Origin of the sequence: Streptococcus gallinaceus, assembly GCF_024170225.1 — a bacterium.
In the GTDB taxonomy this organism is placed as follows: Bacteria; Bacillota; Bacilli; order Lactobacillales; family Streptococcaceae; genus Streptococcus; species Streptococcus gallinaceus.
Window position 1 is genome coordinate 16,737 of sequence record NZ_JALJXU010000007.1, and the last position, 24,214, is coordinate 40,950.

Annotated in this window: 25 protein-coding genes; 6 read left to right on the forward strand and 19 right to left on the reverse strand. The window is 40.1% G+C overall.

Annotation, left to right across the window (positions count from 1 at the left end; all coding sequences use genetic code 11):
- The first annotated feature begins 86 nt into the window (after window positions 1-86).
- Together J2T50_RS08550 and J2T50_RS08555 are read left to right on the forward strand one after the other, a co-directional pair.
- The gene (locus J2T50_RS08550; RefSeq protein WP_253365696.1) at window positions 87-1,655 is read left to right on the forward strand and encodes an ABC transporter substrate-binding protein/permease; all 1,569 of its coding nucleotides are present in this window, start codon (window positions 87-89) and stop codon (window positions 1,653-1,655) included.
- Window positions 1,648-2,388: an amino acid ABC transporter ATP-binding protein gene (locus tag J2T50_RS08555; RefSeq protein WP_253365697.1), complete on the forward strand. Its 741-nt coding sequence runs from the start codon at window positions 1,648-1,650 to the stop codon at window positions 2,386-2,388. Before J2T50_RS08550 ends, J2T50_RS08555 begins: the two co-directional genes overlap by 8 nt.
- A 104-nt stretch (window positions 2,389-2,492) precedes the next feature.
- On the opposite strand, the gene J2T50_RS08560 is transcribed toward J2T50_RS08555, so the two are convergent.
- From J2T50_RS08560 to J2T50_RS08585, 6 genes are all read right to left on the reverse strand, one after another.
- Window positions 2,493-2,702, reverse strand: a complete 210-nt coding sequence (locus J2T50_RS08560) for a capsule biosynthesis transcriptional regulator (protein ID WP_253365699.1) — start codon at window positions 2,700-2,702, stop codon at window positions 2,493-2,495.
- Between the two features lie 131 nt (window positions 2,703-2,833).
- On the reverse strand, window positions 2,834-3,742 hold the full coding sequence (locus tag J2T50_RS08565) for an SPFH domain-containing protein (protein WP_253365701.1): 909 nt from the start codon (window positions 3,740-3,742) through the stop codon (window positions 2,834-2,836).
- A gap of 33 nt (window positions 3,743-3,775) precedes the next feature.
- The gene (gene ilvA, locus J2T50_RS08570; RefSeq protein ID WP_253365703.1) at window positions 3,776-5,026 is read right to left on the reverse strand and encodes a threonine ammonia-lyase IlvA; all 1,251 of its coding nucleotides are present in this window, start codon (window positions 5,024-5,026) and stop codon (window positions 3,776-3,778) included.
- 119 nt (window positions 5,027-5,145) lie between these two features.
- Entirely contained in the window at window positions 5,146-6,168 is a 1,023-nt protein-coding gene (gene ilvC, locus J2T50_RS08575; RefSeq protein WP_253365705.1) for a ketol-acid reductoisomerase, read from the reverse strand.
- Between the two features lie 35 nt (window positions 6,169-6,203).
- Window positions 6,204-6,680 (reverse strand): acetolactate synthase small subunit, encoded by a 477-nt coding sequence (gene ilvN / locus J2T50_RS08580; RefSeq protein ID WP_253365728.1) that lies wholly within the window; start codon window positions 6,678-6,680, stop codon window positions 6,204-6,206.
- A complete protein-coding gene (locus J2T50_RS08585; RefSeq protein ID WP_253365845.1) occupies window positions 6,673-8,376 on the reverse strand; it encodes an acetolactate synthase large subunit in 1,704 nt (567 codons plus the stop codon). Before J2T50_RS08585 ends, ilvN begins: the two co-directional genes overlap by 8 nt.
- Before the next feature lie 263 nt (window positions 8,377-8,639).
- Between J2T50_RS08585 and J2T50_RS08590 the strand changes: the two genes are divergently transcribed.
- The 4 genes from J2T50_RS08590 to ilvD all read left to right on the forward strand — a co-directional run bounded on the left by J2T50_RS08590 (window position 8,640) and on the right by ilvD (window position 12,836).
- Complete coding sequence (locus tag J2T50_RS08590; protein ID WP_253365730.1) at window positions 8,640-9,692, forward strand: bifunctional glycosyltransferase family 2/GtrA family protein; 1,053 nt, start codon at window positions 8,640-8,642, stop codon at window positions 9,690-9,692.
- Window positions 9,679-10,587 (forward strand): phosphodiester glycosidase family protein, encoded by a 909-nt coding sequence (locus J2T50_RS08595; protein ID WP_253365731.1) that lies wholly within the window; start codon window positions 9,679-9,681, stop codon window positions 10,585-10,587. Before J2T50_RS08590 ends, J2T50_RS08595 begins: the two co-directional genes overlap by 14 nt.
- Window positions 10,562-10,978, forward strand: a complete 417-nt coding sequence (locus J2T50_RS08600; RefSeq protein ID WP_253365733.1) for a hypothetical protein — start codon at window positions 10,562-10,564, stop codon at window positions 10,976-10,978. The genes J2T50_RS08595 and J2T50_RS08600 overlap by 26 nt, the downstream gene beginning before the upstream one ends.
- A gap of 145 nt (window positions 10,979-11,123) precedes the next feature.
- The gene (gene ilvD, locus J2T50_RS08605) at window positions 11,124-12,836 is read left to right on the forward strand and encodes a dihydroxy-acid dehydratase (protein ID WP_253365735.1); all 1,713 of its coding nucleotides are present in this window, start codon (window positions 11,124-11,126) and stop codon (window positions 12,834-12,836) included.
- 35 nt (window positions 12,837-12,871) lie between these two features.
- Here the strand turns inward: ilvD and J2T50_RS08610 are convergent, their stop codons facing one another.
- From J2T50_RS08610 to J2T50_RS08670, 13 genes are all read right to left on the reverse strand, one after another.
- On the reverse strand, window positions 12,872-13,213 hold the full coding sequence (locus tag J2T50_RS08610) for a metal-sulfur cluster assembly factor (protein WP_253365737.1): 342 nt from the start codon (window positions 13,211-13,213) through the stop codon (window positions 12,872-12,874).
- A gap of 117 nt (window positions 13,214-13,330) precedes the next feature.
- The gene (locus J2T50_RS08615) at window positions 13,331-13,456 is read right to left on the reverse strand and encodes a putative metal homeostasis protein (protein ID WP_253365739.1); all 126 of its coding nucleotides are present in this window, start codon (window positions 13,454-13,456) and stop codon (window positions 13,331-13,333) included.
- Between the two features lie 123 nt (window positions 13,457-13,579).
- The gene (locus J2T50_RS08620) at window positions 13,580-14,920 is read right to left on the reverse strand and encodes an APC family permease (protein WP_253365741.1); all 1,341 of its coding nucleotides are present in this window, start codon (window positions 14,918-14,920) and stop codon (window positions 13,580-13,582) included.
- Window positions 14,921-15,058: 138 nt separating this feature from the next.
- Window positions 15,059-15,427, reverse strand: coding sequence for a VOC family protein (locus J2T50_RS08625; protein ID WP_253365743.1), 369 nt, complete (start codon window positions 15,425-15,427; stop codon window positions 15,059-15,061).
- A gap of 9 nt (window positions 15,428-15,436) precedes the next feature.
- A complete protein-coding gene (locus J2T50_RS08630; RefSeq protein ID WP_253365745.1) occupies window positions 15,437-15,877 on the reverse strand; it encodes a VOC family protein in 441 nt (146 codons plus the stop codon).
- A 98-nt stretch (window positions 15,878-15,975) separates the two neighbouring features.
- A complete protein-coding gene (locus tag J2T50_RS08635; protein ID WP_253365747.1) occupies window positions 15,976-16,326 on the reverse strand; it encodes a hypothetical protein in 351 nt (116 codons plus the stop codon).
- 38 nt (window positions 16,327-16,364) lie between these two features.
- Window positions 16,365-17,060, reverse strand: coding sequence for a helix-turn-helix domain-containing protein (locus J2T50_RS08640; RefSeq protein ID WP_253365847.1), 696 nt, complete (start codon window positions 17,058-17,060; stop codon window positions 16,365-16,367).
- A gap of 162 nt (window positions 17,061-17,222) precedes the next feature.
- Entirely contained in the window at window positions 17,223-18,122 is a 900-nt protein-coding gene (locus tag J2T50_RS08645; RefSeq protein WP_253365749.1) for an MSCRAMM family protein, read from the reverse strand.
- Window positions 18,055-18,879 carry a hypothetical protein gene (locus J2T50_RS08650; protein WP_253365751.1) on the reverse strand — a complete coding sequence of 275 codons (825 nt, stop codon included), beginning with the start codon at window positions 18,877-18,879 and terminating at the stop codon, window positions 18,055-18,057. The genes J2T50_RS08645 and J2T50_RS08650 overlap by 68 nt, the downstream gene beginning before the upstream one ends.
- A gap of 602 nt (window positions 18,880-19,481) precedes the next feature.
- On the reverse strand, window positions 19,482-20,678 hold the full coding sequence (locus tag J2T50_RS08655) for a protein kinase family protein (RefSeq protein ID WP_253365753.1): 1,197 nt from the start codon (window positions 20,676-20,678) through the stop codon (window positions 19,482-19,484).
- 63 nt (window positions 20,679-20,741) lie between these two features.
- Window positions 20,742-21,551, reverse strand: coding sequence for an Eco47II family restriction endonuclease (locus J2T50_RS08660; protein WP_253365755.1), 810 nt, complete (start codon window positions 21,549-21,551; stop codon window positions 20,742-20,744).
- Window positions 21,552-22,553: a DNA cytosine methyltransferase gene (locus tag J2T50_RS08665; protein ID WP_253365757.1), complete on the reverse strand. Its 1,002-nt coding sequence runs from the start codon at window positions 22,551-22,553 to the stop codon at window positions 21,552-21,554.
- A 69-nt stretch (window positions 22,554-22,622) separates the two neighbouring features.
- Window positions 22,623-23,930, reverse strand: coding sequence for a helix-turn-helix domain-containing protein (locus tag J2T50_RS08670; RefSeq protein ID WP_253365759.1), 1,308 nt, complete (start codon window positions 23,928-23,930; stop codon window positions 22,623-22,625).
- Between the last annotated feature and the right edge of the window lie 284 nt (window positions 23,931-24,214).

Consider the following 24,214-nt stretch of genomic DNA (forward strand, 5'->3'; position numbering starts at 1 on the left):
CAAGACCGGAAACCCAAGCATTGAAAGTTTTCTGAATTTTTAATATAATAAGGAGAAAATCATAAATATTCACAAGGAGCTTTATTATGAAGAAAAAATATTTAGCAGTGCTCTTGTCTTGCTTGGCGCTGTTCTTCATCGGTAGCAATGTGTCTGCCGATGACTACCTCCGTGTCGGGATGGAGGCAGCCTACGCTCCCTTCAACTGGACCCAAGATGACGATAGCAACGGGGCTGTAAAAATTGAAGGAACGTCCCAGTATGCAAATGGCTATGATGTCCAAGTCGCTAAAAAAATTGCCAAAGATACGGGCAAAGAAGTTCTCGTTGTCAAAACTAAATGGGAAGGACTTGTACCTGCCCTGACATCTGGAAAAATCGATATGATTATCGCCGGCATGAGCCCTACAGAAGAGCGTAAAAAAGAAATCGCCTTCTCAGATGCTTACTACATTTCCAAACCAACCCTAGTCGTAAAAGCCGACGGTCCTTACGCAAAAGCTACTAGCATCAAAGATTTCGCCGATGCCAAAGTAACTGCCCAACAGGGAGTCTACCTCTACGACCTTATCGATCAATTGGACGGCGCAAAAAAAGAAGTAGCCATGGGCGATTTCAACCAACTCCGTCAAGCAGTCGAGTCTGGTATCATTGACGCCTATGTTTCTGAACGCCCAGATGCCACTTCTGCACAAAATGCCAATCCAAAACTAAAAATGGTGGAGCTAACAGAAGGTTTTGCAACTAGCGAATCCGACACCAATATCGCTGTCGGTATGCGTAAAGATGATACCCGCATGGCACAAGTTAACCAAGTTCTTGCAGCTATTTCACATGACGACCAAATCAAACTCATGGATAAAATGATTGCAAGCCAACCTGCTAGCACAGATAGCGAATCTGCTAAACCAAACTTCTTCCAGCAAGTCCTTTCTATTTTCCAAAATAACTGGCAACAATTGCTCCGCGGTACAGGAATGACCTTGCTCATCTCCATTGTCGGAACAGTTGTCGGAACCATGATTGGTTTGCTTATCGGCGTTTTCCGTACTGCACCTAAAGCAGTCAATAAGGCACTTGCTGCTCTACAAAAATTGTTGGGCTGGATTATCAACATCTATATTGAAATTTTCCGTGGCACGCCAATGATTGTACAATCCATGGTTATCTACTACGGAACTGCCCAAGCCTTCGGTCTAAATATCGACCGCACCCTAGCTGCTATTTTTATCGTTTCTATCAACACAGGTGCCTACATGAGTGAAATCGTTCGTGGTGGTATCTTCGCCGTTGACAAGGGTCAATTTGAAGCAGCTACTGCTCTCGGATTTACCCATGGTCAAACCATGAAAAAAATCGTCTTACCACAAGTTGTCCGCAATATCCTGCCAGCAACGGGTAATGAATTTGTCATTAATATCAAGGATACATCTGTATTGAACGTTATCTCTGTTGTCGAACTCTACTTCTCAGGAAACACTGTCGCAACTCAAACCTATCAATACTTCCAAACATTTACCGTCATTGCCATCATCTACTTTGTACTGACCTTTACGGTAACTCGTATCCTACGCTACATCGAAAAACGCTTTGATTCAGATACCTACACAACTGGCGCTAATCAAATGCAGGTAGAGGAGGTCCCTCATGTCTAATCCAATCTTAGAAATCAAACACCTGAAAAAATCCTACGGTCAAAACGAGGTGCTAAAAGACATTTCCTTGACCGTCCACCCGGGACAAGTTATTTCCATCATCGGTTCATCGGGATCTGGTAAATCAACCTTCCTTCGTTCTATCAACTTGCTCGAAGAGCCAAGCGGAGGAGAAATCCTCTTCCATGGTGAAAATGTCCTAGAAAAAGGTTACAATCTTAACACTTATCGCGAAAAACTAGGGATGGTATTCCAATCCTTCAACCTCTTTGAAAATCTAAACGTTCTTGAAAATGCAGTTATTCCTCAAACAACCGTTCTAAAACGCAGCCGTGAAGAAGCTGAAAAGATTGCCAAAGAAAACTTAACTCGAGTAGGCATGACCGAGCAATACTGGAAAGCAAAACCAAAACAGCTCTCTGGCGGTCAGAAGCAACGGGTCGCTATTGCACGCGCCTTGTCTGTGAATCCTGAAGCCATGCTCTTTGACGAACCGACTTCTGCACTTGACCCAGAAATGGTTGGAGAAGTACTCAAAACCATGCAAGATTTGGCAAAGTCCGGTCTTACCATGATTCTCGTCACTCATGAAATGGAATTTGCAAAAGAGGTTTCAGACCATGTCATCTTCATGGACAAAGGGTTGATTGCCGAACAAGGCACACCTCAACAAATCTTCGAACAACCAACTCAAGAACGGACACGTGAATTTTTAAAACGTTTCTTGAAATAAAATAAGCTAGGCCCAAGCCTAGCTTATTTTTTGTCTAAAAATGATCATCTTTCTTCCCATATAAATAACAAAAAAACCAGCTCTTTGAGCTGGTTTTAACGCGATTAATTTTCGAATTTTTTATGGTTTTTTTCATAAAAATCAATTAACCCAAGCGCTGTCGCAAACGAAATGTTGTCAATTTTTGCACGACCTTGAGCCAATGCGATAACAGACATCTCGCGAGCGTTTGTCTCCTTGCTGATTCGGTATCCAGTGATTTTTTTATCACGGACCCAACCGACAACTGCAGCAACTTTTTCGTAACTAGTCATTAGAAACCCCTTTCCTTTGTTAGTTAACTGTTAGAATTATAATACAGTTTGTTTGCTTTGTCAAGCACATTTTAGGAAAATGTTAGGATTTTTTACATATCTGAAAATGTTTTATGTGAAATGACTGAAAATTAGAATGGATTTGACGAGCCTTTATCAGCCTTCAAAGCGGACAACATCTGGCTACGAATGTCCTCAATTCCATTAGGTGTATTTGGCAAAAAGAGTGTTTGATTGCCTTGAGTAGCAAAAGTATTGAGCGTATCCAAGTACTGGTTGGTCAAAAGAATGGCCATGATTTGTTCTTCTGTCATGCCAACATTTGCACTCTTGATTTCTTGGATAGACTCTGCCAATCCATCCACAATTGCCTTACGTTGTTGGGCAATACCGACACCGTGCAAGCGATCCTTTTCTGCTTCCGCTTCAGCGGCAGTAACGATTTTAATCTTATCGGCTTCTGCTAATTCTTGGGCAGCAACACGTTTTCGTTGTGCAGCATTGATTTCATTCATAGACTGCTTGACTTCTGCATCTGGCTCCACCTTTGTAATCAAGGTTTTGACGATGATGTAGCCGTAAGTTGACATTTCTTCTGCTACTTGTTTTTGTACTTCGAGGGCGATTTCGTCCTTCTTTTCAAAGAGTTCGTCCAAGGTTAATTTTGGAACAGAAGAGCGAAGCGCGTCTTCAATGTAAGACTTGATTTGAGCTTCTGGATGCATGAGTTTGTAGTAAGCATCCGTCACATTTTCTTCATTTACTCGGTATTGGGTTGCAACGTTCATAGTCACAAATACATTGTCCTGTGTTTTTGTTTCGACAACAATTTCACTTTGAAGGACACGAAGTTGGATACGAGCTGCAATGACATCTACTCCAAATGGAATTTTAAAATTAATCCCTGATGTAGACGTACGTTGGTACTTCCCAAATCGTTCCACAATAGCTACAGTCTGTTGTTTGACAACATAGAGTCCTGATAAAATCAAGAAAATAATCAGCAATAAAATAATAATAGCAAAAACGAATCCAAACATGAGAATCTCCTTTCTTTTTCACACAACTCTGGATTATACCAACATTTTATAGAGAGAATCATTCTCGTGGAGATTGATGTAATTGGGGTCGAAGGCTTCTAGGCGTTGGCTAAAAGCGGGGTAATCTTCCTTGTCACCCAAGGTAATCCCGATGAGAACAGGTCCTGTGCCCTTATTGGCACGTTTGATGTACTCAAAGCGAGTAATGTCATCACTTGGACCAAGAATATCATTTACGAACTCCCGTAGAGCCCCTGGCCGTTGCGGGAAATTCACCACAAAATAGTGTTTGACTCCTGCATAAATGAGTGACCGTTCTTCCATCTCTGGCATACGGTTGATATCATTATTGCCACCGGAGATGACACAGCAAATAGTCTTGCCAGCAATTTGTTCCTTGATGGTGTCAAGAGCTGCAATGGCGGCTGCACCTGCCGGCTCTGCTACAATTCCTTGTTTGGAGTACAAGTCAATGATGGTTTCTGAAATCCATCCTTCATCTACTCCAATCAATTGATCGACATTTTGACGAGCCGCTTCGTAGGTTGATGAGCCCACTTTTTGTACTGCAATACCGTCTGCAAACTTATCAATTTTTTTTAACTTCACTGGATGGCCCTTGTCAAAAGCTGCTTTCATCGATCGAGCACCGTTTGCTTCGACACCGACAATCTTCACTTCTGGCGCTTGCGCTTTCAGATAAGTCGACATTCCTGCAATCAAGCCGCCGCCACCAACCGGAATCAGAACTTGGTCAAAAGCTACTTCCAACCGATCAGCCTGTTTCAAGACCTCATAAGCAACCGTCCCTTGACCTGCCTGGACATTGACATCATCAAAGGGATCGATAAAGGTTTTGCCTTCGGCTTGAGTGTAGTCCATGGCCGCTTGAGCCGACTCATCGAAGGTATCACCAACCAGTTTGATGGTTACATATTTTCCACCAAAGAATTTGACCTGACCGATTTTCTGCTGCGGTGTGGTAATGGGCATGAAGATGGTAGCAGGAATCTGCATCTCATTACAAGTGTAGGCTACACCTTGAGCATGGTTTCCAGCAGAGGCACAAACAACGCCTCGCTCTTTTTCCTCCTGGCTCAACTGATGAATCGCATAGTAGGCACCACGGATTTTGAAAGAACGCACCCGCTGTTCATTTTCGCGCTTCACATAAATATTGGCTGCGTACTTTTCTGACAAATAGGGATCAAACACCAAGGAGGTTTCTACAACCACATCCTTGAGAACTTGATAGGCTTGCTCGATACTTTTTGCTGAAATCATATCTTCCTTCTCTCTATTTTAATATCTAATTATAATCATTTTTCCAAAAAAGTCTATACTTTTTAAAAATATTTTTTTACACAAAACAAGGAGGCAGCCGCCTCCCGTCCCGTCTTCTCTTAGTTGTAGATTTTGAAAGCATCGTCGTCATTTTTACCAACAAACGGCATTGCCTTACGGAGTTCTGCTCCAACTTTTTCAATTTCCAAGTCAGCTGCTTCTTTACGGTAAGCTTCCATACGAGGACGACCTGCTTTGTAGTCGTTGACAAAGTCGTTAGCAAATTTACCAGTTTGGATATCCGCAAGAACGGCTTTCATATTTTCCTTAACTTGTTCTGTAATGACACGTGGACCTGATACGTAGTCCCCAAATTCAGCAGTATTTGAGATGGATTGACGCATTTTCTTGAAGCCACCTTCGTAAATCAAGTCAACGATGAGTTTCATTTCGTGAAGAACTTCAAAGTAAGCTAATTCTGGTGCATATCCTGCTTCTGTCAATACTTCAAAACCTGCTTCAATAAGCGCTGTTAAGCCACCACAGAGAACGGCTTGTTCGCCGAAGAGGTCTTCTTCTGTTTCTTCTTTAAATGTTGTCTCAAGAAGACCAACACGAGCAGAACCAACACCTTTACACCAGTCCATGGCGATGTCTTTGGCATTCCCAGTCGCATCTTGATAGACCGCATAGAGGGCTGGCACGCCGAAGCCTTCTTCAAATGTACGACGTACCAAGTGACCAGGACCTTTTGGTGCACACATGAAAACATCTACATCCGCAGGTGCTTTGATAAATTCAAAGTGAATATTGAAACCATGTGCAAAACCAAGTGCTTTTCCAGCGCTTAAGTTTGGAGCAATTTCTTGCGTATACAAGTCTGCTTGGATTTCGTCTGGTGCCAAAATCATGATGACATCTGCTTGTTTTGCAGCTTCTGCTACTTCAAAAGTTTCAAAACCATCTTCTTTTGCTTTGTCAAATGACTTACCGGCACGTACACCGATGATGACATCGTGACCTGTGTCACGCAAGTTTTGTGCGTGAGCATGACCTTGTGAACCATAACCGATAACGGCGATACGTTTGCCATCAAGTGCTGCTACTTTAACATCTGCCTCGTATTGCATTTCTACTGCCATAATTGTTCTCTTTTCTATTATTTATTACTTTTATGTTAATCTCGACTGAAACCTGTTGCTCCAGTACGCGCGATATTTTTAATGCCGTAAGGTTGGATGACACGTAAGAGTGCCTCAATTTTATCACTATCACCTGTCATCTGGATCGTGATAGAGTGCGGTGCTACATCCACTACGCTCGCGCGGAAAGGTTGAATGATAGCCAAAATCTCTGCTCGCTTATGAGCTGGGCTGGAAATCTTGGCCAAGAGCACTTCACGTTCTAAGTGTGGAATATCGGTAATGTCGCGAACGCGGACTACATCAATTTGGCGGTTGAGCTGTTTGATGATTTGTTCCACTTCATCCATGGTCTGCACATCCACGATGACCGTTACGCGGGAAATTCCCTCAACTTCTGTCGGACCGACTGAGATGGACTCGATATTAATCTGACGACGGGAAAGAACTCCGGTAAATCGATTGAGAACTCCTGATGAGTTTCTCAGCTTAGCTGTTAACATTCTACGCATTGAACTTCACCCCCAACATCTCATGATTGGCCTTACCAACCGGTACCATCGGTAGGACATGCTCTGCATTTGAAATATGAAGTTCAATTAGCATTGGTTTGTTTTCCTTAATCACCTGCAAATCTTCAGCTAAAGTCGCTGGATTGCTAAATTGGTAATGGGCAATCTTGTAGGCTTCTGCCAGGAGTTGGAAATTAGGCTCATCATCAAAAGTTGACTGACTACGTCGCTCGTCATAGAAAGATTCTTGCCATTGACGTACCATGCCAAGAGAATGATTGTTAATTAAGACGACCTTGATCGGAACACCATAACCATTGAGAATAGCTAATTCCTGATTGGTCATCTGGAAGCCACCGTCACCTACAAACAAGACTACTTCGCGCTCAGGATTAGCTAGTTTGGCACCAATTGCTGCCGGAATCCCAAATCCCATCGTTCCCATACCACCTGATGTGACTAATTGGCGAGCATGCTTGAATGGATAAAACTGAGCCGACCACATCTGGTGCTGTCCAACGTCCGTTACCACAATGGCATCTCCATTGGTCAACTGGCCAATCATCTGGATGGCTTCTTGTGGCTTGATGAAGTTTTCATCTGCATCGTAGCCAAATGGTGCACGCGCTTTATTGTCCAAGACCTGTGCTGTCCAGTCCGCATAGTCTGTTGCTACTGTGTCTGCTTTTAAAAGAGCTTCCAGCGTTTTCTTGGCATCACCCACAACCGGAATGGCTGTCGCCACTACTTTCCCAATTTCAGCTGGGTCAATATCCACATGGGCAACGGTTGCTTGCTTGGCAAAGGTATCAATATTCCCTGTCAAGCGGTCATCAAATCGCGCGCCAATATTAATAATATAATCTGCATCTGTCAAAGCCATATTAGAGGCATAGGAACCGTGCATCCCTCCCATACCAAGAGAAAGGCTGTGCTCAATCGGCATAGCTCCCAATCCGAGTAAGGTAGACACGACTGGAATTTGGTAGCACTCTGCAAAGGCAACCAGTTCCTGATTGGCATCTGCATAATTGACACCACCACCAGCTAGAATGACAGGTTTTTTCGCTTGAGAAAGCTGACTCAAAATCTTCTTGACCTGTAATCCATTGGGTTCGACCGTTGGTTGGTAGCTTGGAAGATGGAGAGTCGGATCGTTATAGGCATCCACCAAAGCTTCTTGGACATCCTTAGGCAAGTCAATCACGACCGGGCCCGGACGCCCCGTAGTTGCGATATGAACAGCCTCAGTGACTACTCGTGGAATATCTGCTGTATCGCGAATTTGGTAATTATACTTGGTTACCGGCATGGTTACACCGATAATATCTGCCTCCTGAAAGGCATCCTTACCGATACCACGACGAGCAACTTGTCCTGTAAAGACCAGCAAGGGAACGCTGTCCCCGAGTGCATCTGCAATGCCTGTGATAGCATTTGTAGCACCTGGACCACTTGTCACAAGAGCAACTCCCAACTTCCCAGTTGACTTGGCGTAACCTTCTGCTTCGTGAACAGAACCTTGTTCGTGACGAGAAAGAATATGTCGGATACCCTTAAATCTAAAAATCTCATCATATATCGGTAGAACAGCCCCACCGGGATAGCCAAAAATGGTATCGACACCCAACTTTTTCAAGGTATCTAGCACCAAATAAGAACCCGATCGTGCTTGCTCTAATTGTATCTTTTCCAACAAGAACCCTCCCTTCAGCTACAGTTCTCCAGCACATATTATATATAAGAAAAATGTACATGGCTTTTTTATGTAATTCTTATCATATCACAATAAAAAAAATTGTCAATAAAACTTTCAGAAAATTCAGTTTTGTTTTAACCAAATACTTCTTTTCTTGTCTTAAAGCTTTCTTAAGCCATTTTTTCAAGCTATATTTTTTAGGTTGGTTTCAGAATTCTTCCGTAAAGTAGACTTATTTCTAATTTAGAAGAGGTGAGCACATGTATTATCTTATTATTCCAGCTTTTGAGCCTGATGAAAAATTATTGCATCTATTAGAGGAAGTTTCCGTTCGTCTAGACTGCCATACAGTGATTATTGACGATGGTAGCTCAAAGGACAAAGAAGGCATTTTTCAAAAAGCACATCAATACGCAACCGTCTTAACTCATGCTAAAAACATGGGGAAGGGCCAAGCACTTAGAACCGGATTCCGCTACGTCCAAGCACTTAGAATTTCAACAGTTGTGGTGACTGCAGACGCTGATGGTCAGCATTCTGTAACCGACATTGACCGCGTAGCGCGTGCTGCCATGCATCTACCCAAGCACTTGATTTTGGGCTCTCGCCAGTTTACTAAGGACATTCCCTTGCGCAGTCTCTTTGGCAATAAACTGACCCAATTGCTATTCAAGTTTCAAACTGGCGTAACCGTCAGTGATACTCAAACAGGCTTACGTGGCTTTCACAATTTTCTTCTTCCTTTTATGCTTGGGATTGAAGGAAATCGCTATGAGTACGAAATGAATATGCTGACGCAAGTTAGCCGTGAATACCAGATTACAGAAATTCCTATCCAAACCATCTACATCGATGATAATGCTAGTTCACATTTTCGCCCTATCAAAGACGGACTGACTATTTACAAAAATCTACTGAAATTTTCTCTAGCTTCTCTGGGTGGATTCATCACAGACTATCTCGTTTACATTTTAGCACTGACGCTGCTGGCAACTTTTCCGACAGGCAGTCGTATCCTCTGGTCAAACACCATCGCTCGACTGTGTAGCGCCAGTCTCAATTACTCGCTCAATAAAAAAATGGTTTTCCAGCATAAAGGCAATGGAACTCAGACTGGATTCGGTTATCTTTTGCTCGCCTTAACCCTGTTCATTGCAGATACTTTCTTGATTTATCTTTTCCACCAAACTCTGGGAATCAATGTCTATGCAGTGAAAATCTTCGTCGGTATTACCCTATTTTTTGCATCTTGGTTTGTCCAAAAAAATATTATCTTTCGCGAAAGGAAACAATTACGCCATGAAATTTTTTAAGAAACAATTTGTCTATGCCCTTCTATTTGGCAGTTTGCTAACCGGAGGATTTGCCTATTCCTTACTGAAAACCTTTGTCGTTGCGGATGCCATTTCTACCGTAAAAACAACAACTAGTTCCAACTCAACAACCGCTTCAACAGCCAACACCAACGCCACAAAAACGGATACCAGCTATTCGGACGACAATATTTCCATCAAGCTCACAACGACCACAAGCAACGATACGACCGTCTACGTCGCAGATATCACTGTCAGTTCTCCCGAATACCTCAAAACTGCCTTGGCCCAAAATACCTACGGCACCAACGTAACAACCACAACATCCGAAACTGCAGCTACCAACAATGCCATCTTAGCTGTCAACGGCGATTACTACGGAGCTAACTCTACAGGCTATGTCATCAAAAACGGCGTTATTTATCGCAATACCGTTCGTGATAATGCTGAAAACGGCGACCTAGCAATCTATGCCGACGGAACATTTGGTATCGTTTATGAAAATAAAACTACAGCCCAAGAATTACTGGATTCTGGCGTAGTAAACCTGCTCGCCTTTGGTCCAACCTTGGTCAAAGACGGCGAAATTGCGGTAGACACCAACTCCGAAGTCGGTCAAGCCATGACATCGAATCCTCGAACAGCCATCGGTATCATCGATGAAAATCACTACATCATCGTCGTATCAGACGGCCGTACCTCAGAAAGTGCCGGGCTCACTCTATATGAACTTGCCCAAGTCATGAAATCTTACGGCGCTAAAACAGCCTATAACCTAGATGGCGGAGGCTCGTCCACCCTCTACTTCAACGGCCAAGTCATCAACAAACCAACCACAAACGGAAACACCATCAAAGAAAGGGCGGTGAGTGACATTGTCTACATCGGTTACTAACTCAACTATAAAACTATCCCGTCTAGCAAAAACCTTCTTAAGCTATCTGGGCCTGACAGTCTTTTTCTTCATCTTTAGCCGAGTTTACGAAGGCTTCAGCTACGGCGAAGTTTCAAACTTTATGCATTATCTCTTCCTCGTACCAGCAATCGGAGGCGGACTAATCGTCCTCCTTCAACTGCTCTTTCCACATCTCTCCCGCCTCGGTTACAACCTCTGGAACTCAGCAGTTGCTACTATTAGCGCTGGATTTCTCCTACGCGGCATCGTCAATCTGTCTGGACGTTCCACTAGCTTAGACCAATTTTACTGGTATATCGGCGGAGGTTTCCTGCTCCTCTTTCTATTCAGTTTATTGATTCCTAACAATTTTCATGTTGATTCATCGTAAAAGAACAAGTCACAGCTGGCTTGTCTTTTATTTGTCTAAATTTTCAGAAATTACAAATTATTTAATCATTTCATCTGCACAACAGAATTTTTATGCTATAATATACAGTAAGAATTTCCAATAATAGGACAGAAGGGGAATCACTATGACGGATAAAGAAACTTTAAAATCACTACGCCACCGTTCCAGCATTTACGACAGCATGGTCAAATCACCAAACCGTGCTATGCTTCGTGCAACGGGTATGACAGATGAAAGCTTTGAAAAGCCAATTGTCGGAGTTATCTCAACTTGGGCAGAAAATACACCTTGTAACATTCACCTTCACGACTTTGGAAAACTAACCAAAGAAGGTGTCAAATCAGCCGGCGCTTGGCCAGTTCAGTACGGCACTATTACTGTAGCAGATGGGATTGCCATGGGGACTCCAGGCATGCGCTTCTCACTCACATCACGCGACATCATCGCGGACTCTATTGAAGCAGCCATGGGTGGTCACAACGTTGATGCCTTCGTTGCAATCGGTGGCTGTGATAAAAATATGCCTGGTTCCATGATTGCCATCGCCAACATGGACATTCCTGCTATCTTCGCCTATGGTGGAACGATTGCCCCAGGAAATCTTAACGGCAAAAACATTGACCTTGTTTCTGTCTTTGAAGGAATCGGCAAATGGAATAATGGAGATTTGACCGAAGAAGAAGTTCGCCAAATCGAGTGTAATGCCTGTCCTGGTCCTGGTGGCTGTGGCGGTATGTACACTGCAAACACCATGGCAACTGCTATCGAAGTACTGGGGATGAGCCTTCCAGGTTCCTCTTCTCACCCAGCTGAATCAGCTGAAAAGAAAGCCGATATCGAAGAAGCTGGCCGTGCCGTTGTAAAAATGTTAGAATTAGGATTAAAACCGTCTGACATCCTGACCCGCGAAGCATTTGAAGACGCCATCACTGTGACCATGGCGCTCGGTGGTTCAACCAACGCCACTCTCCACCTCCTCGCTATTGCCCACGCTGCCAATGTAAACCTGACTCTTGAGGATTTTAACGACTTCCAAGAACGCGTGCCTCACTTGGCTGACTTGAAACCATCTGGCCAATACGTCTTCCAAGACCTTTACGAAGTCGGTGGCGTTCCTGCCGTCATGAAATACTTGCTGAAAAATGGCTTCTTGCACGGAGACCGTATCACATGTACAGGTAAAACAGTTGCAGAAAACTTAGAAGACTTTGCAGACTTGACACCGGGACAAAAAGTCATCATGCCACTTGAAAATCCAAAACGTGCAGATGGACCGCTCATCATCCTCAAAGGAAATTTGGCGCCAGAAGGAGCCGTTGCCAAGGTATCCGGTGTGAAAGTCCGCAATATTACTGGGCCAGCTAAAGTCTTCGACTCAGAAGAAGACGCTATCGAAGCCGTCCTCTCAGATGAGATTGTTGACGGAGATGTGGTCGTTGTTCGCTTTGTCGGACCAAAAGGTGGACCTGGTATGCCAGAAATGCTTTCTCTATCATCTATGATTGTCGGTAAAAGTCAAGGTGACAAGGTTGCCCTTCTTACAGACGGACGCTTCTCAGGTGGTACTTACGGTTTGGTTGTAGGACACATTGCCCCTGAAGCACAGGATGGCGGACCGATTGCCTACCTCCACACAGGCGATCTGGTAACCGTTGACCAAGATACCAAAGAAATCACTATGCATGTATCTGACGAGGAAATCGCTCGTCGTAAAGAAACCACTACTCTACCCCCACTCTACAGCCGTGGAGTACTCGGAAAATACGCCCACACCGTATCTTCTGCCTCAAAAGGAGCCGTTACAGACTTCTGGAATATGGACCGTAGCGGAAAATAAGATAAAAAAAGAGATTGCAGAAGCAATCTCTTTTTTTATCTTGGACTAACTCCCAAAGTAATTCTTCCTAAACGGCTGATACGTGTCATTTTCCAAACTGGTGACCAAACCACTTCAATATTAGCCGAACGAATCCCGTCAATCTTTGTCAATTTCTCTACTAACTCAACCGGCATGGTTTCAGAACAAGAACAACCTGTATCCGTGAAGGTCATGACCAATCTGCAGTGTTCCATTTTGTCTACTGTGATCTCATAGACCAAGCCCAAGTTATAAATATCCAACTCGATTTCCGGATCAAATACTGTTTCCAACACTTCGATTAGTTCTTTTGATAAGGCTCGCGCACGGTCATTTAACTGAATATCTTCTCTCATTTCATCACTCCTTGAAAATTTGTGTCACTATTTTCTCATATTTGATAGACTTTTTCAAGGAAAATCCAAAATTTTCTAACAATTTAACCATAAAAAATAGAAGCGATTCTCCCGCTTCTATTTTGCTGCCTTTCCTTTTTGACGCTTATGCGCATGAATAACAGCCAAGGCACGTTTCCGTGTTTTGATGTTTGGACTTTTTAACTTACGATATGCACTTGATAAATCTAATCTTTCTGCCATGATTGACCTCCAAAATATTAACTAAGTAACAGTTTACCTCAAAGTGATTAACCAGTCAAGTATTTTGTGAAAAATCATCCATTTTTTAATAAGATACAAAAAAAGAGCCATAGCTCTTTTAGATTAAGATTGATTTTTTAAGTAAACAGCATATGCAACCAAGCAAAATACCAAACAGAACAACATGAAGCAAAGCACAGCGACGAAATTGGTCATAAGGCTACCAACTAGCAAAATCAGACTGCCAACAATCGCCAGGACAGGCGAGAAAAGTCCCGTCAATTTCCGCTTCACTTCTCCTTTACGGTAGAGACCAAGAACGGTTGAGTACAAGAAGATGAAACTAGTATTATTAAAGACAATGGTAATTTCGCTGATATCACTTCCCGGCAACAAATTGTATCTCATCACCAGATAATGCACCCCCAGCCAAAGCATGGTGACAAGGCCGACAGAAAGACTGGCCGCTACTGAAACTTGGTATTTCGGATGGATACGTGCAAAGCCTTCTGAACGAATCCAACCACGACTAGCAAAAGCTTGTGGTAAGCGCATTGTCCCCAGCATCATCCCGTTGGAAACTCCCAAGACAGAGATGATGACAATAACCATCAATGCACGGCCAATGGCTGAGCCAAACAAATAACTGACAGCATAGCCCACAGCTGCATTTCCCGTAGACATGATAAATTCTGGACCTAAAATCCGATTTAATCCGTAGAAAAATAAGAGATAGAGCACCAGGATAATCAACGGCCCTGCAATTAGAGCACGTGGTAAATTTTTCTTTGGAGATTTCACTTCAGGAGCGATACTCGCGACTACTGTCCAGCCATCGTAAGCAAAATAAAGTGGCACCAATCCTGACAACCAGCCCCAACCAACATTCCGAGGTGCTACCAAATCAACATCGCCCGGCAAACTTGGCCCCTTCCCAGCCCAAAACAAGCCAATCAAGGCGATTAATACCAAGGGAATAATTTTCACCATCGTAGACAAGGATTGGAAATACCCCGCTACTACCCTACCAAAAATATTAATCACAGTCAGTACAAAGAGGTAGAACAAGGCCAATAAAATTTGCGCTTCTAGACTCGCTCCCTGCCCCAAGGTATAATTAGCTCCCACCCAAGTAACCACCGCTATCACTGTCGGTAGATACACATAGGCTGTAAACATGCCAAGGGAGGCTGCCAGCCCCGGGTGAATGTAGCGTTCATAGTACGAAAAAATTCCTCCACTAGCTGCTGAGCGCAAGGCCAACTCTGATATAGACAGACTGCCAAATACAATCGACACCGCACCAAGCGCAATGACTAGCATTCCTAACCAAACATTTCCTCCAGCAAAGTTTAGAATATCATCTACTTTAAAATAAATCCCTGAACCAATCACGATTCCCACAATCATCGCAATCGCCGTAACTAAGCCATATGTCGGCTTGGCTTGCATATTCGTTTCCATATGTTCTCCTTGATTATTAGACATTTCATTATAGCCCAAAATCTTCTAACTGACAATTCTCTGTATAGGTATTTTGAAAAAATGTAGCACTACAAATAAAAACCCCCTCCCATAAATAGAAGAATGTTCATTTTACTGCTAAACTCCTTTTACCGCAAAGTAGTGTCCGCTTGGGTTAGCAAAGTTAAAGTTAGGGAATGGTTCTTGATTGACTGGGCTAGCAGTATCCGTTACAGCCGCCACCTTGACTCTCAAAGCCTCAATATCATCCGTTTCAAACAAAACGCTCGGCTTCATATCAATGACTTCTGGCGATACTTGACGAATGAGTTCATTGGCATATACCGTAAATGTCAGCGTACTATCCCGATGAGGTTTCATGTCAAATGTCTCATAACCCATCATTTCAGACTCATTGAAAATGACAAAACCAATACTAGACCAAAATTCCTTTTCAGCAGCCACTCGATCTACATACAACATGATGCCTGTTTCTTTTGTAAACATGCTTGCTCCTTAGAATGTTACATTTTCAGAGACAAAACCAGCAATATCAGTGTTGATTTGCCATGTCATCCCAAATTTATCAACTACAATTCCATAGGCAGGACTCCATGGAGTTTCAGCTAATTCCAAGTCGATACGTTGAGCAGATTCTGCTAATTTACCATAGATAGCTTTCGCCTCTTCTACATTATCCAATTGAATACAAGCAGTCATATTTGTCCCTTGAATATAGGCATGTTCAGAACCGTTATCAGATAGCTGCAAACGAATACCGTCAATATTCAAATGTGCATTCAAAACAAGATTTTGCTTTTCTTCAGGTGTGTTTGGAATTGCTTGTCCAACAGTAGTACAAGATACGACTTCCGCATCAAAGACATCCTTATAAAAATCGACAGCCTCAAGACCGTTATTGTTTGTTACCAAGTAAAGTTCTAATGCTTTAACCATTTTTTCTCCATCTTTCGTTTGATTTACCTATAATACTCTAAGTAGTGATAATTAGCAAATAAATCGTTCCAAGTATGTCTATTATCTGTCAGGTAGAACTATCCCTCCCAAGCAAGCGGGGAAAGTTCCAAAGAAAAAATAGAAGTAATCTCGATAGAAAGATAGTGATCTGCCGTCTGGAAGCTGATTCCATTTTGGTGTAAATCTTGGACATAGCCTGTATATTTCTTATATTGACCCTCATCCAGGACTTCGACATCAACTAACAATTGCCCTAAATACAACTGTCGAATGAGCATCCATTTCATTTGGGTAGGCATGTCTTCCACTTGTTCCACTCCCTCAGTAGTCATACTAAGTGCTGGTTCTGATGTAAAAAATTCCATCCACTTTTTACTACTCTTATCTAAAAAACTCCTAAAAACTTGATATGGTAAATAACTTCTCATAAACATTATTCTTATCTCCTTCAACTTATCCAACACTATTATAATTTTTCAACTGGCATGAAATGACCGACAACCTTGCCCACAATATGAAAATCATCATCTGCATAGGCAAACATATCCGCATATTCTGGATTGATAGACTCAATTCGATAGCAATCTGATTCACGGTAAACTTTTTTGATGTAGGTTGACCCATTTAAACTAATGGCATAGATCGCTCCGTCATAATCAAATCCACTCTCCTTAAACATAGCTACTTCTCCATTTTTGAATCTGGGTTGCATGGATTCACCATCTACAAAGCAGGCAAAGTCATAGTAATATTCTTGCTCAGCGTAAACAGTTGTTTGAGAGTAGTCGTCAAAGTAACTCGCTCCGTGACCCGCTGACAAAGGAATATTTTCCAAAACAGATATTGCAAATAAAGGAACAATCTTCGCAGATTGCTGCTGCTCCTGCATCTCAAGCAACTCCTCCACGTAAAGTTCGGCTTTAAGACGATTCTCCGCATCCAACTGCAAATAATTGGTCACAATTGTATAGCTAGACTCAAAGTAAGTCACATCAACTTCCAATATCTCTGATAACTTCTTTAAATTAGCTTGATTTGGCTTAGCTCTACCCAATTCCCAGCTTGTGTAAGAAGCGCGATTTAGTCCCAAATACTCTGCAACAGCTTGCTGAGTATAGCCCTTTTCTTTTCTTCTCTGTTTCAATCGTTCACTCGAAAACATCTTATCACCTTTTTGTGTTTTATAAAACACATTATATAGCAAATTTCATTTTTTGTCTATAGATATCTCCATATTTTAATTTAAAATTCATCCTAAAAATAGCTACAAAAAATAAGTAGCTAAAAACTACTTACTTTTTTAATTTCTTTTACGGAATACCATTCATCCAACACTTGCTAAACCGAGTAATCCTAAGGCAATAAGAGCCATCGAATTTTGTTCACCTGTTGATGGTAAAACGCGTTTTGTTTCTTGTGTTGGCTCAGATGTTTTTGGTGTGCTTGGAGTGGTTGGTTCCGGCGCTTCAGGTACTTTTACATTGACCACATCTCCTTTAGTTAACACTAAGTCTTTCGCATCAGCAAAGTCTGCTTTAGAAACTGAGATGCTTTCCTCAAGCAATTGATATCCTTCTGGTGCGGCAGTTTCCTTGATTGTGTAATCTTTAGCCTCAACACCAGCGAAGGTTACTTGACCATTCTCATCTGAAGTTACTGTCATAATGACTTCGTCGCCATCGTAGAGATCGAAGGTTGCGCCGGCAAGAGCTTGACCTGACTCGCCAACTTTACGGAATTGAATGCTGTAAAGTGTCAATTCGGGCTTCTCTTCGCTTGGTGCGGTTGTAGGAATTTTTGTTTTTGGTGTATTTCCCCAATAAATAACAGATCCATCTTTCCCCACAGTAACTTCTCTCACTTGACTATCCAGTTGATATGCATCAAGAGTGGAAATTTCACGAACTCGGTAAGTTCCTTCATCTAAGATACCAGTATTGATATAGCCTTGGTCTCCTTGACTGTTGGTTGCTGTGGTATAAGTCGTGCTGATTCCCGTTGGTGAGGTGATTTCAAAGGTAACACCATCCAAACCTTTTTTCATTACACTATCTTGCTTATAAATAATAATCGAATAAACAGGTTTAATCGAAATAGTCGCACCAGATGTGTACTCTGGTGTACGTTTCACCTCATCAAAAGTCGCTGTACGACCATCAACAGTCACTAAGCGCTCTCCATCTTCTGTAGCATAAACCTGGTTGACAATTGTTGTACCTGCCACGTTTTTTTGCAATTGTCGAGTAGTCAATCATGTATTGGTCAGTACCGATATTTCCTAGGTTCAACTCAAATTGAGTATAATCCTCATTGAATGTAAGGTATTTCTCCAGCTCACTACCTGTAATAACCTGCTCAGTACCATCATTGTAGTATCCTCTAGTGTCCGTACGCAATCTCGCCTTAATCAGGCGGAATGTTTCTGGAATAAATTGAAATCCTTCCAAGCTAATCACGTCCGTCAAAACAAAATTTGACAAATCTTTTTGTCCAAGATTGATACGAACATTAAAGTCTTTATGCATGTACTGACCAGAACGTCCCAGTTTTGCAGAAATCCAATTTTCTCTTGTAATCAAACCACCTGCTTTGGTGAAATTCTCTCCCGCACCTGTATAGGTCACACCATTTGACTTTTCAGGAACACTAATGGTTATAGTCTTTGAGCCACTACTGTAGCCTGGCAAGGGAATAGTGAGGTTGGTAACAACCTCCGTTATCCTAAAGTCAACGTTGAAACTATCCGATACATCTCGTACAGTGTCTGAGTTCAGTTTTGCTCGGTACTCTTCCAAATTTTTCAACTTAACCGTAATCGTTCCACCGTTATTGGCTCCATTGGAAACAACTGAAACATCCGCAATCGGCACGCCAGTAGCCTCATCTGTCGCTACCATGTCCTGCGTCTTAATCGTCAAAGGCGCTGTTAAATGATAGGTAAGATAATCTCCATCTACAAGTTTGCCATTATAAGACGACAAATCAAACCCTATATTTAAGGTATAATTTGGATCGTTTCTGAGGGTTAAAGGGGTTATTAGTATAAACTTGCCCATTACCATCAACGATCTTGGTGGTAAACTTCGCTTCTGCTTGCCAAAGCGTTGGAAGTAATCCCCAAGCCAATCGTCAAAACAGACAAAAAAAGAAATAAAACTGATACTAGTTTTTTCATCTCTTCTCTTTCCTTTTTTAAAATCCAACTCTCATATATATCCAAATATATTATAATATAACCAGTGATAATCTACTATATTATTTTACGTTTTCCATATTTTTTAATACTTATATCCACTCCTATATCAGTCCGATTGAAAATAGGCAACTTTTATCTGAAATACAGAAAAACACTCCATGGAAAATCCATGAAGTGCTTTGAAACGTTGATATAACAGTATATTAACGTTTTGAGAATTTCTCTACTGAAAACTATAACTACTCAATACTTTTAAAACCCTTTATATCAATGTTTCCGAAAATGAAACTTCCATGAGAATGGACTAAAATCCATAAATTTGGATAAAATTGACACCAATTAACACCATAAAATAGACTAGTCAACTACCTCACATTTGAGGTGGTTTTATTTTGGTTTAATCAAAGAAAATGCTATCTTCAACTCATGAATATTGCTAAACCTTTGATTCATATTGGGATTTGTTCCCTTATTGATAAATTCCTCTAAATTACTATATTCAAATTTAGTAAAATCTTTATATCTCCCTGTCAAAACAAAATACAATAACTTGGATAAGGCAAAACCTTCAAAATAAAAATTATAATTACTATATCCTACTCGTTGAAGTCCCGAATAGTCATTAAATGCTCCTCGTATTTCTGTATCAAGAGATGTTAATATACTGTCGCTTAGCTTTACATTACCTAAATCGGCAATCTTAATAATTTTGGTATCCTCATATTGTTTTATTAAAATATTATTTGGAGAAATATCTCTATGAAGTATATCTTTTTTAGCTAAATACTCAAACCCTTTAATAATTTGATTGCACAATGACTTTCTCTCATCAAAAGTTAGTTTTTGATTGTGAGTGGTAATGTATTTTAAAAGAGTAGTATCAGCATATTCCATAATATACTCATTTTTCTTTTTATCAATAGAATAGACTTCTAGTATATACGGCGAATTTAACCTTTTCATCGTATCAAATTCTAAATAGAATCTTTCTAAGTCTTTAGGTGCAATAGTTTTACTAGCACGCTTTAATGCAAAAGTTTTGTTGTAATTCTCATCAAAATAACTAAAGACAGTCGCATAAGAACCATCACCAATCGGCTTCAATTGAAATTTCTGTAATGAATTATTAGATAACCGAACTGCATCAGATACTTCAAAAATTGGGAGCTGATAATATATATCAACTTCAATCATATCATCTGGTACCAAACTGCCACCAGATGATGATAGAAAGTCATTGCATTTTTTCAATACTTTATCATAGTATTCAACTATACTGACATTCTCCCCAGAATTTTTAAGATTATTGACAAATCTGTTGGATAATGAGATAGCTTTTATCAAATCTCTACTTGGGTCAGCCCAGAAATGTTTCCCTCCATTTATACTATCATTTAATATTCTTAATGCCTCCACTAACTGATGGTGTAAACTAGAACATAACTGACTCAGCCTGTCATCAAAACTCTCTTTGTAAAGATGTTCATAATCAATAGCAAACTCTTTCCCAAAATAACTAATATAATCTCTTTCAATACTCACTATACCATTCAATAGTTTTGCATTGTTATTTACAGAAATCAACTCTATTTATCCCCCACTATCATTATTTATATTGCTACAATATAAATATTCATTCAGATTATATCATTCAAAGCCTAAATAACTAGAAAAACCTAGTAAATAGAAAGCCATTGCAATGGATAAATCTTCGGAATCATAGTTTTGCTGAGCAGCAATGTCTCTAATTTCATCAAATACTGTATCATTTGGAATAGTTGAAGAATCTAGTTCTGATACAGCCTTATTGATAACTTCTGGCAAAACCATGCACATATTATAGAAGGCATCTTTCTGTCCCGTCACAAGTGAATAAAATTGGTCTAAACTAACACGTCTTATATATTTATGACCCATTTTTTGACCATCAACTTTGGGCTCCCATTTGATATTTTGAGAATTTTTCGCAATTGCCTCAACTAAAAAGCACGCACAATCGTCATCTTGTAATAATTGGTTTTGCATTTTAATAAAAGTTTTACCAGAAGAAGCTGAATTCATTGTATTATGCTTATTTTTCATTTCAACATATACACGACTGACTCGAGAACCATCTGGCATTGTTATACCCTTTGGATTTTCAAAAATGACATCCCAACCGCCTTCTTCACCATTGTTTGGAACACGACAATGTTCAATATACCTGAAAATTGTTTGATGAAAATAACCAATGTCGTTATTATTTGATTTATCACGTTGTCTAAAAATCTCATTACTAATAATCTGCTCCCAAGAGCTTCTGTAAACAGATTTATCAAAAATCAATTTTATTGGATCGACAATATTCTTATTAAACCGTTTCAAATCAAAAGATTGTAATTTCTCCCCGTATTTATCAATGGTCAATTGAACATGATTATAAAAATCTTCTTCACTAATAAATGATAAGTTCCACATTTATAACGCCTCCAAACTTTCTTTTATTTTCACTCCTACTTCATAAGCTAGATTTACAGGAACAGCATTTCCGACTTGCTTGTATTGATTTCCTATACTACCTTGAAATCCCCAAGAATCTGGAAAACTTTGAATTCGAGCATTCTCACGAACAGTAAACGGACGTGCTTCCAAAGGATGGCAACGTTCCGTCTGTTTTTGAGTTGGAGATGTCAAGACAGTCAACGACGGTTCATCTAGACTCATTCGTCGTAAAATTCCCGTACGACCTCCTCCCATATCCCAAGTCGATTTCATATATTCTTTTGCAATATCCTCTGGAATATCTCTCCAATATCCTCCTGGAGGCACTAATTCAAATATTTTTCTCTTTTGCTCTGAATATTGCATTCCTTGACTTGGTGGACAATCCATCAAAATATCTCGTAATACAGGTTTATATTTATGCGCCTCTGGATATTCAAAAGAAGTTTTACTTGCTAAATCATTACGGATTCCAACCATAATCATTCGTTCTCGCTTTTGAGCAACACCATAATCCCAAGCATTCAAAACTTTTGATTGCACAGTATAACCTTCCGATTCAAAAACATTCAAAATTGTTTCGTAAGTTTTTCCCTTGTCATGACTAGTCAAGCCTTTGACATTTTCAAAAAGAAACATTTTAGGTTGTAATTTTTCCAAAAAAACAGCGTAGTGATAGAATAATGTCCCTCGCGTATCCTCTAAGCCTAATCTTTTTCCTGCATAAGAAAAAGATTGACAAGGAGCTCCACCACTTAGTAAATCTAACTCACCTTTTTTTATTGAGAAATACTCTTCCAAATCTAGTTTTGAAATATTTGCTATATCATCATGTATAACATTCCAACTTGGACGGTTGTATTTTAACGTTGCAGCCGCAGCACTGTCAAACTCTACTAATCCAATTGTATCAAATCCTGCTTTTTCAATACCAAGTGCCAAACCTCCTGCACCAGCAAATAATTCTATCGCTTTCAAATTTTACTCCTTAATTATAGCAATGATATCTATCTATCAAAAAAAATTAACACTCATTTTATTATATCACTATTTCAGTGAAGTTATATCAAAATACGAAGGTAGAAATAATCCTCCACTAGCATATTTTTGTCCGCTATTCGCAAACAATACTGTCATGTTTTCAAAGTCATATAGATATTTATCTAAATCATATACTCCTCGTTGACTTTTTACACAGTCTAACTCATAGAAATCTTCTAACCTATTCACAGTTGTTGGATAAGTTCTACCTATTTTTTTTAATTTGATTGAATTTTCTTTGACTAATGAAAATTTTTGAATCATGGCTCTAGAGAAATTATGACCAATCATACGCTCCATTAAGAATTGGTCTTTTAGATAAATATTATTTAACAACTCCGTAAATTCTTTCCCAGCAAATAAGGTGTTGACATAATCATTAGAGAGTTGTTTCAAGCTCTTATTAAAAATATTTTTTGAGAAAAAATCCACAAATAATTCTAAATACAATTCTAAAAACTCATTAAATGCATTTATAAATAAAGCAAATGATACCTCTTTCCAGTCAGTAACACTAGCTGAAAAGTTACCTACAGAATTCAGATAGTTGTCAATATAAAAATACTCTACCCTAGGTTGTCTTAAGTCTACCCCGTTACACCTAATTGTTTCAGAATTGCTTTTTCTCTTGAGAAAATCACAAGCAAAATCAAAATTCCCCAATAAGATTCTTAATAAGATAGAGGATTGCTCTGAAAATATACTCCTGCCGTCCATTAAAGAAGTATAGAACGAAGTAAACCTTTCACTATAAAAGAAGGAATCTATTTCTTTCAAAACACCAGCCACCTTTTCTCGGTACGTTTTCATATCTGAAATCTTTATGTCTGTGCCACTTGCTAAATCTATAAAGTACTTTTGTGATTTGTTGTGATAGTCACCATATTTTTCTTCTGGTAGGTTCAAAAACGCTAATCTAAAAAATTCTTTGTCAGAAGCTATATCAATGTCAAATATAGGTGTCTGTTCAACTTGAGGTAGGTCTGACCTATATGCCTGTGAGTCGGCATTCATAAAAATATTCAACAAAATCAATTTGATTAAACTTTTCTTCTCTTCTAAATTTCCAAAAAGAAATTCCTCGTTTGAAACACCTAACAGCTCGGAATAAAACTCTATGTAAGCCTCCGTTAAAAAATGGGGGTTTTTCTTTTTATTCCGTTTTCCATTTTCCAAATTTGATAATCGAAATTTATCTAAACTCACCTTTTCCGAAAATTTATCACAAAAAGCTTCTTGCGTTAGCTTCCGTGATTTTCTAGCATTTATAATTCTTTCAGCAATCATTCCATCAATCATTTTTTCAAAATTCATATAAACCTCAAAAGTTGGTAGTTTTTTATTAAAAATTCTACCATTTTTACTAACTACAACAAGCTAAAAAATTGGTTTAATAGACCTATCAAGAAAAACTCTTGAGAAAAATTTTTAATAGTCCTAATTGATGGCCATCAAACGGACGGATTGAAACAAATATGATGATATGGCGATAAAGGTCATATCTTGCATAGAATTGTTTCGCCGTTTATTTGATGTGCCTTTTGCCATACTCGGCGTTCAATGATCGCTCATATCGTTTCTTTCCGTCTAAGGACGAG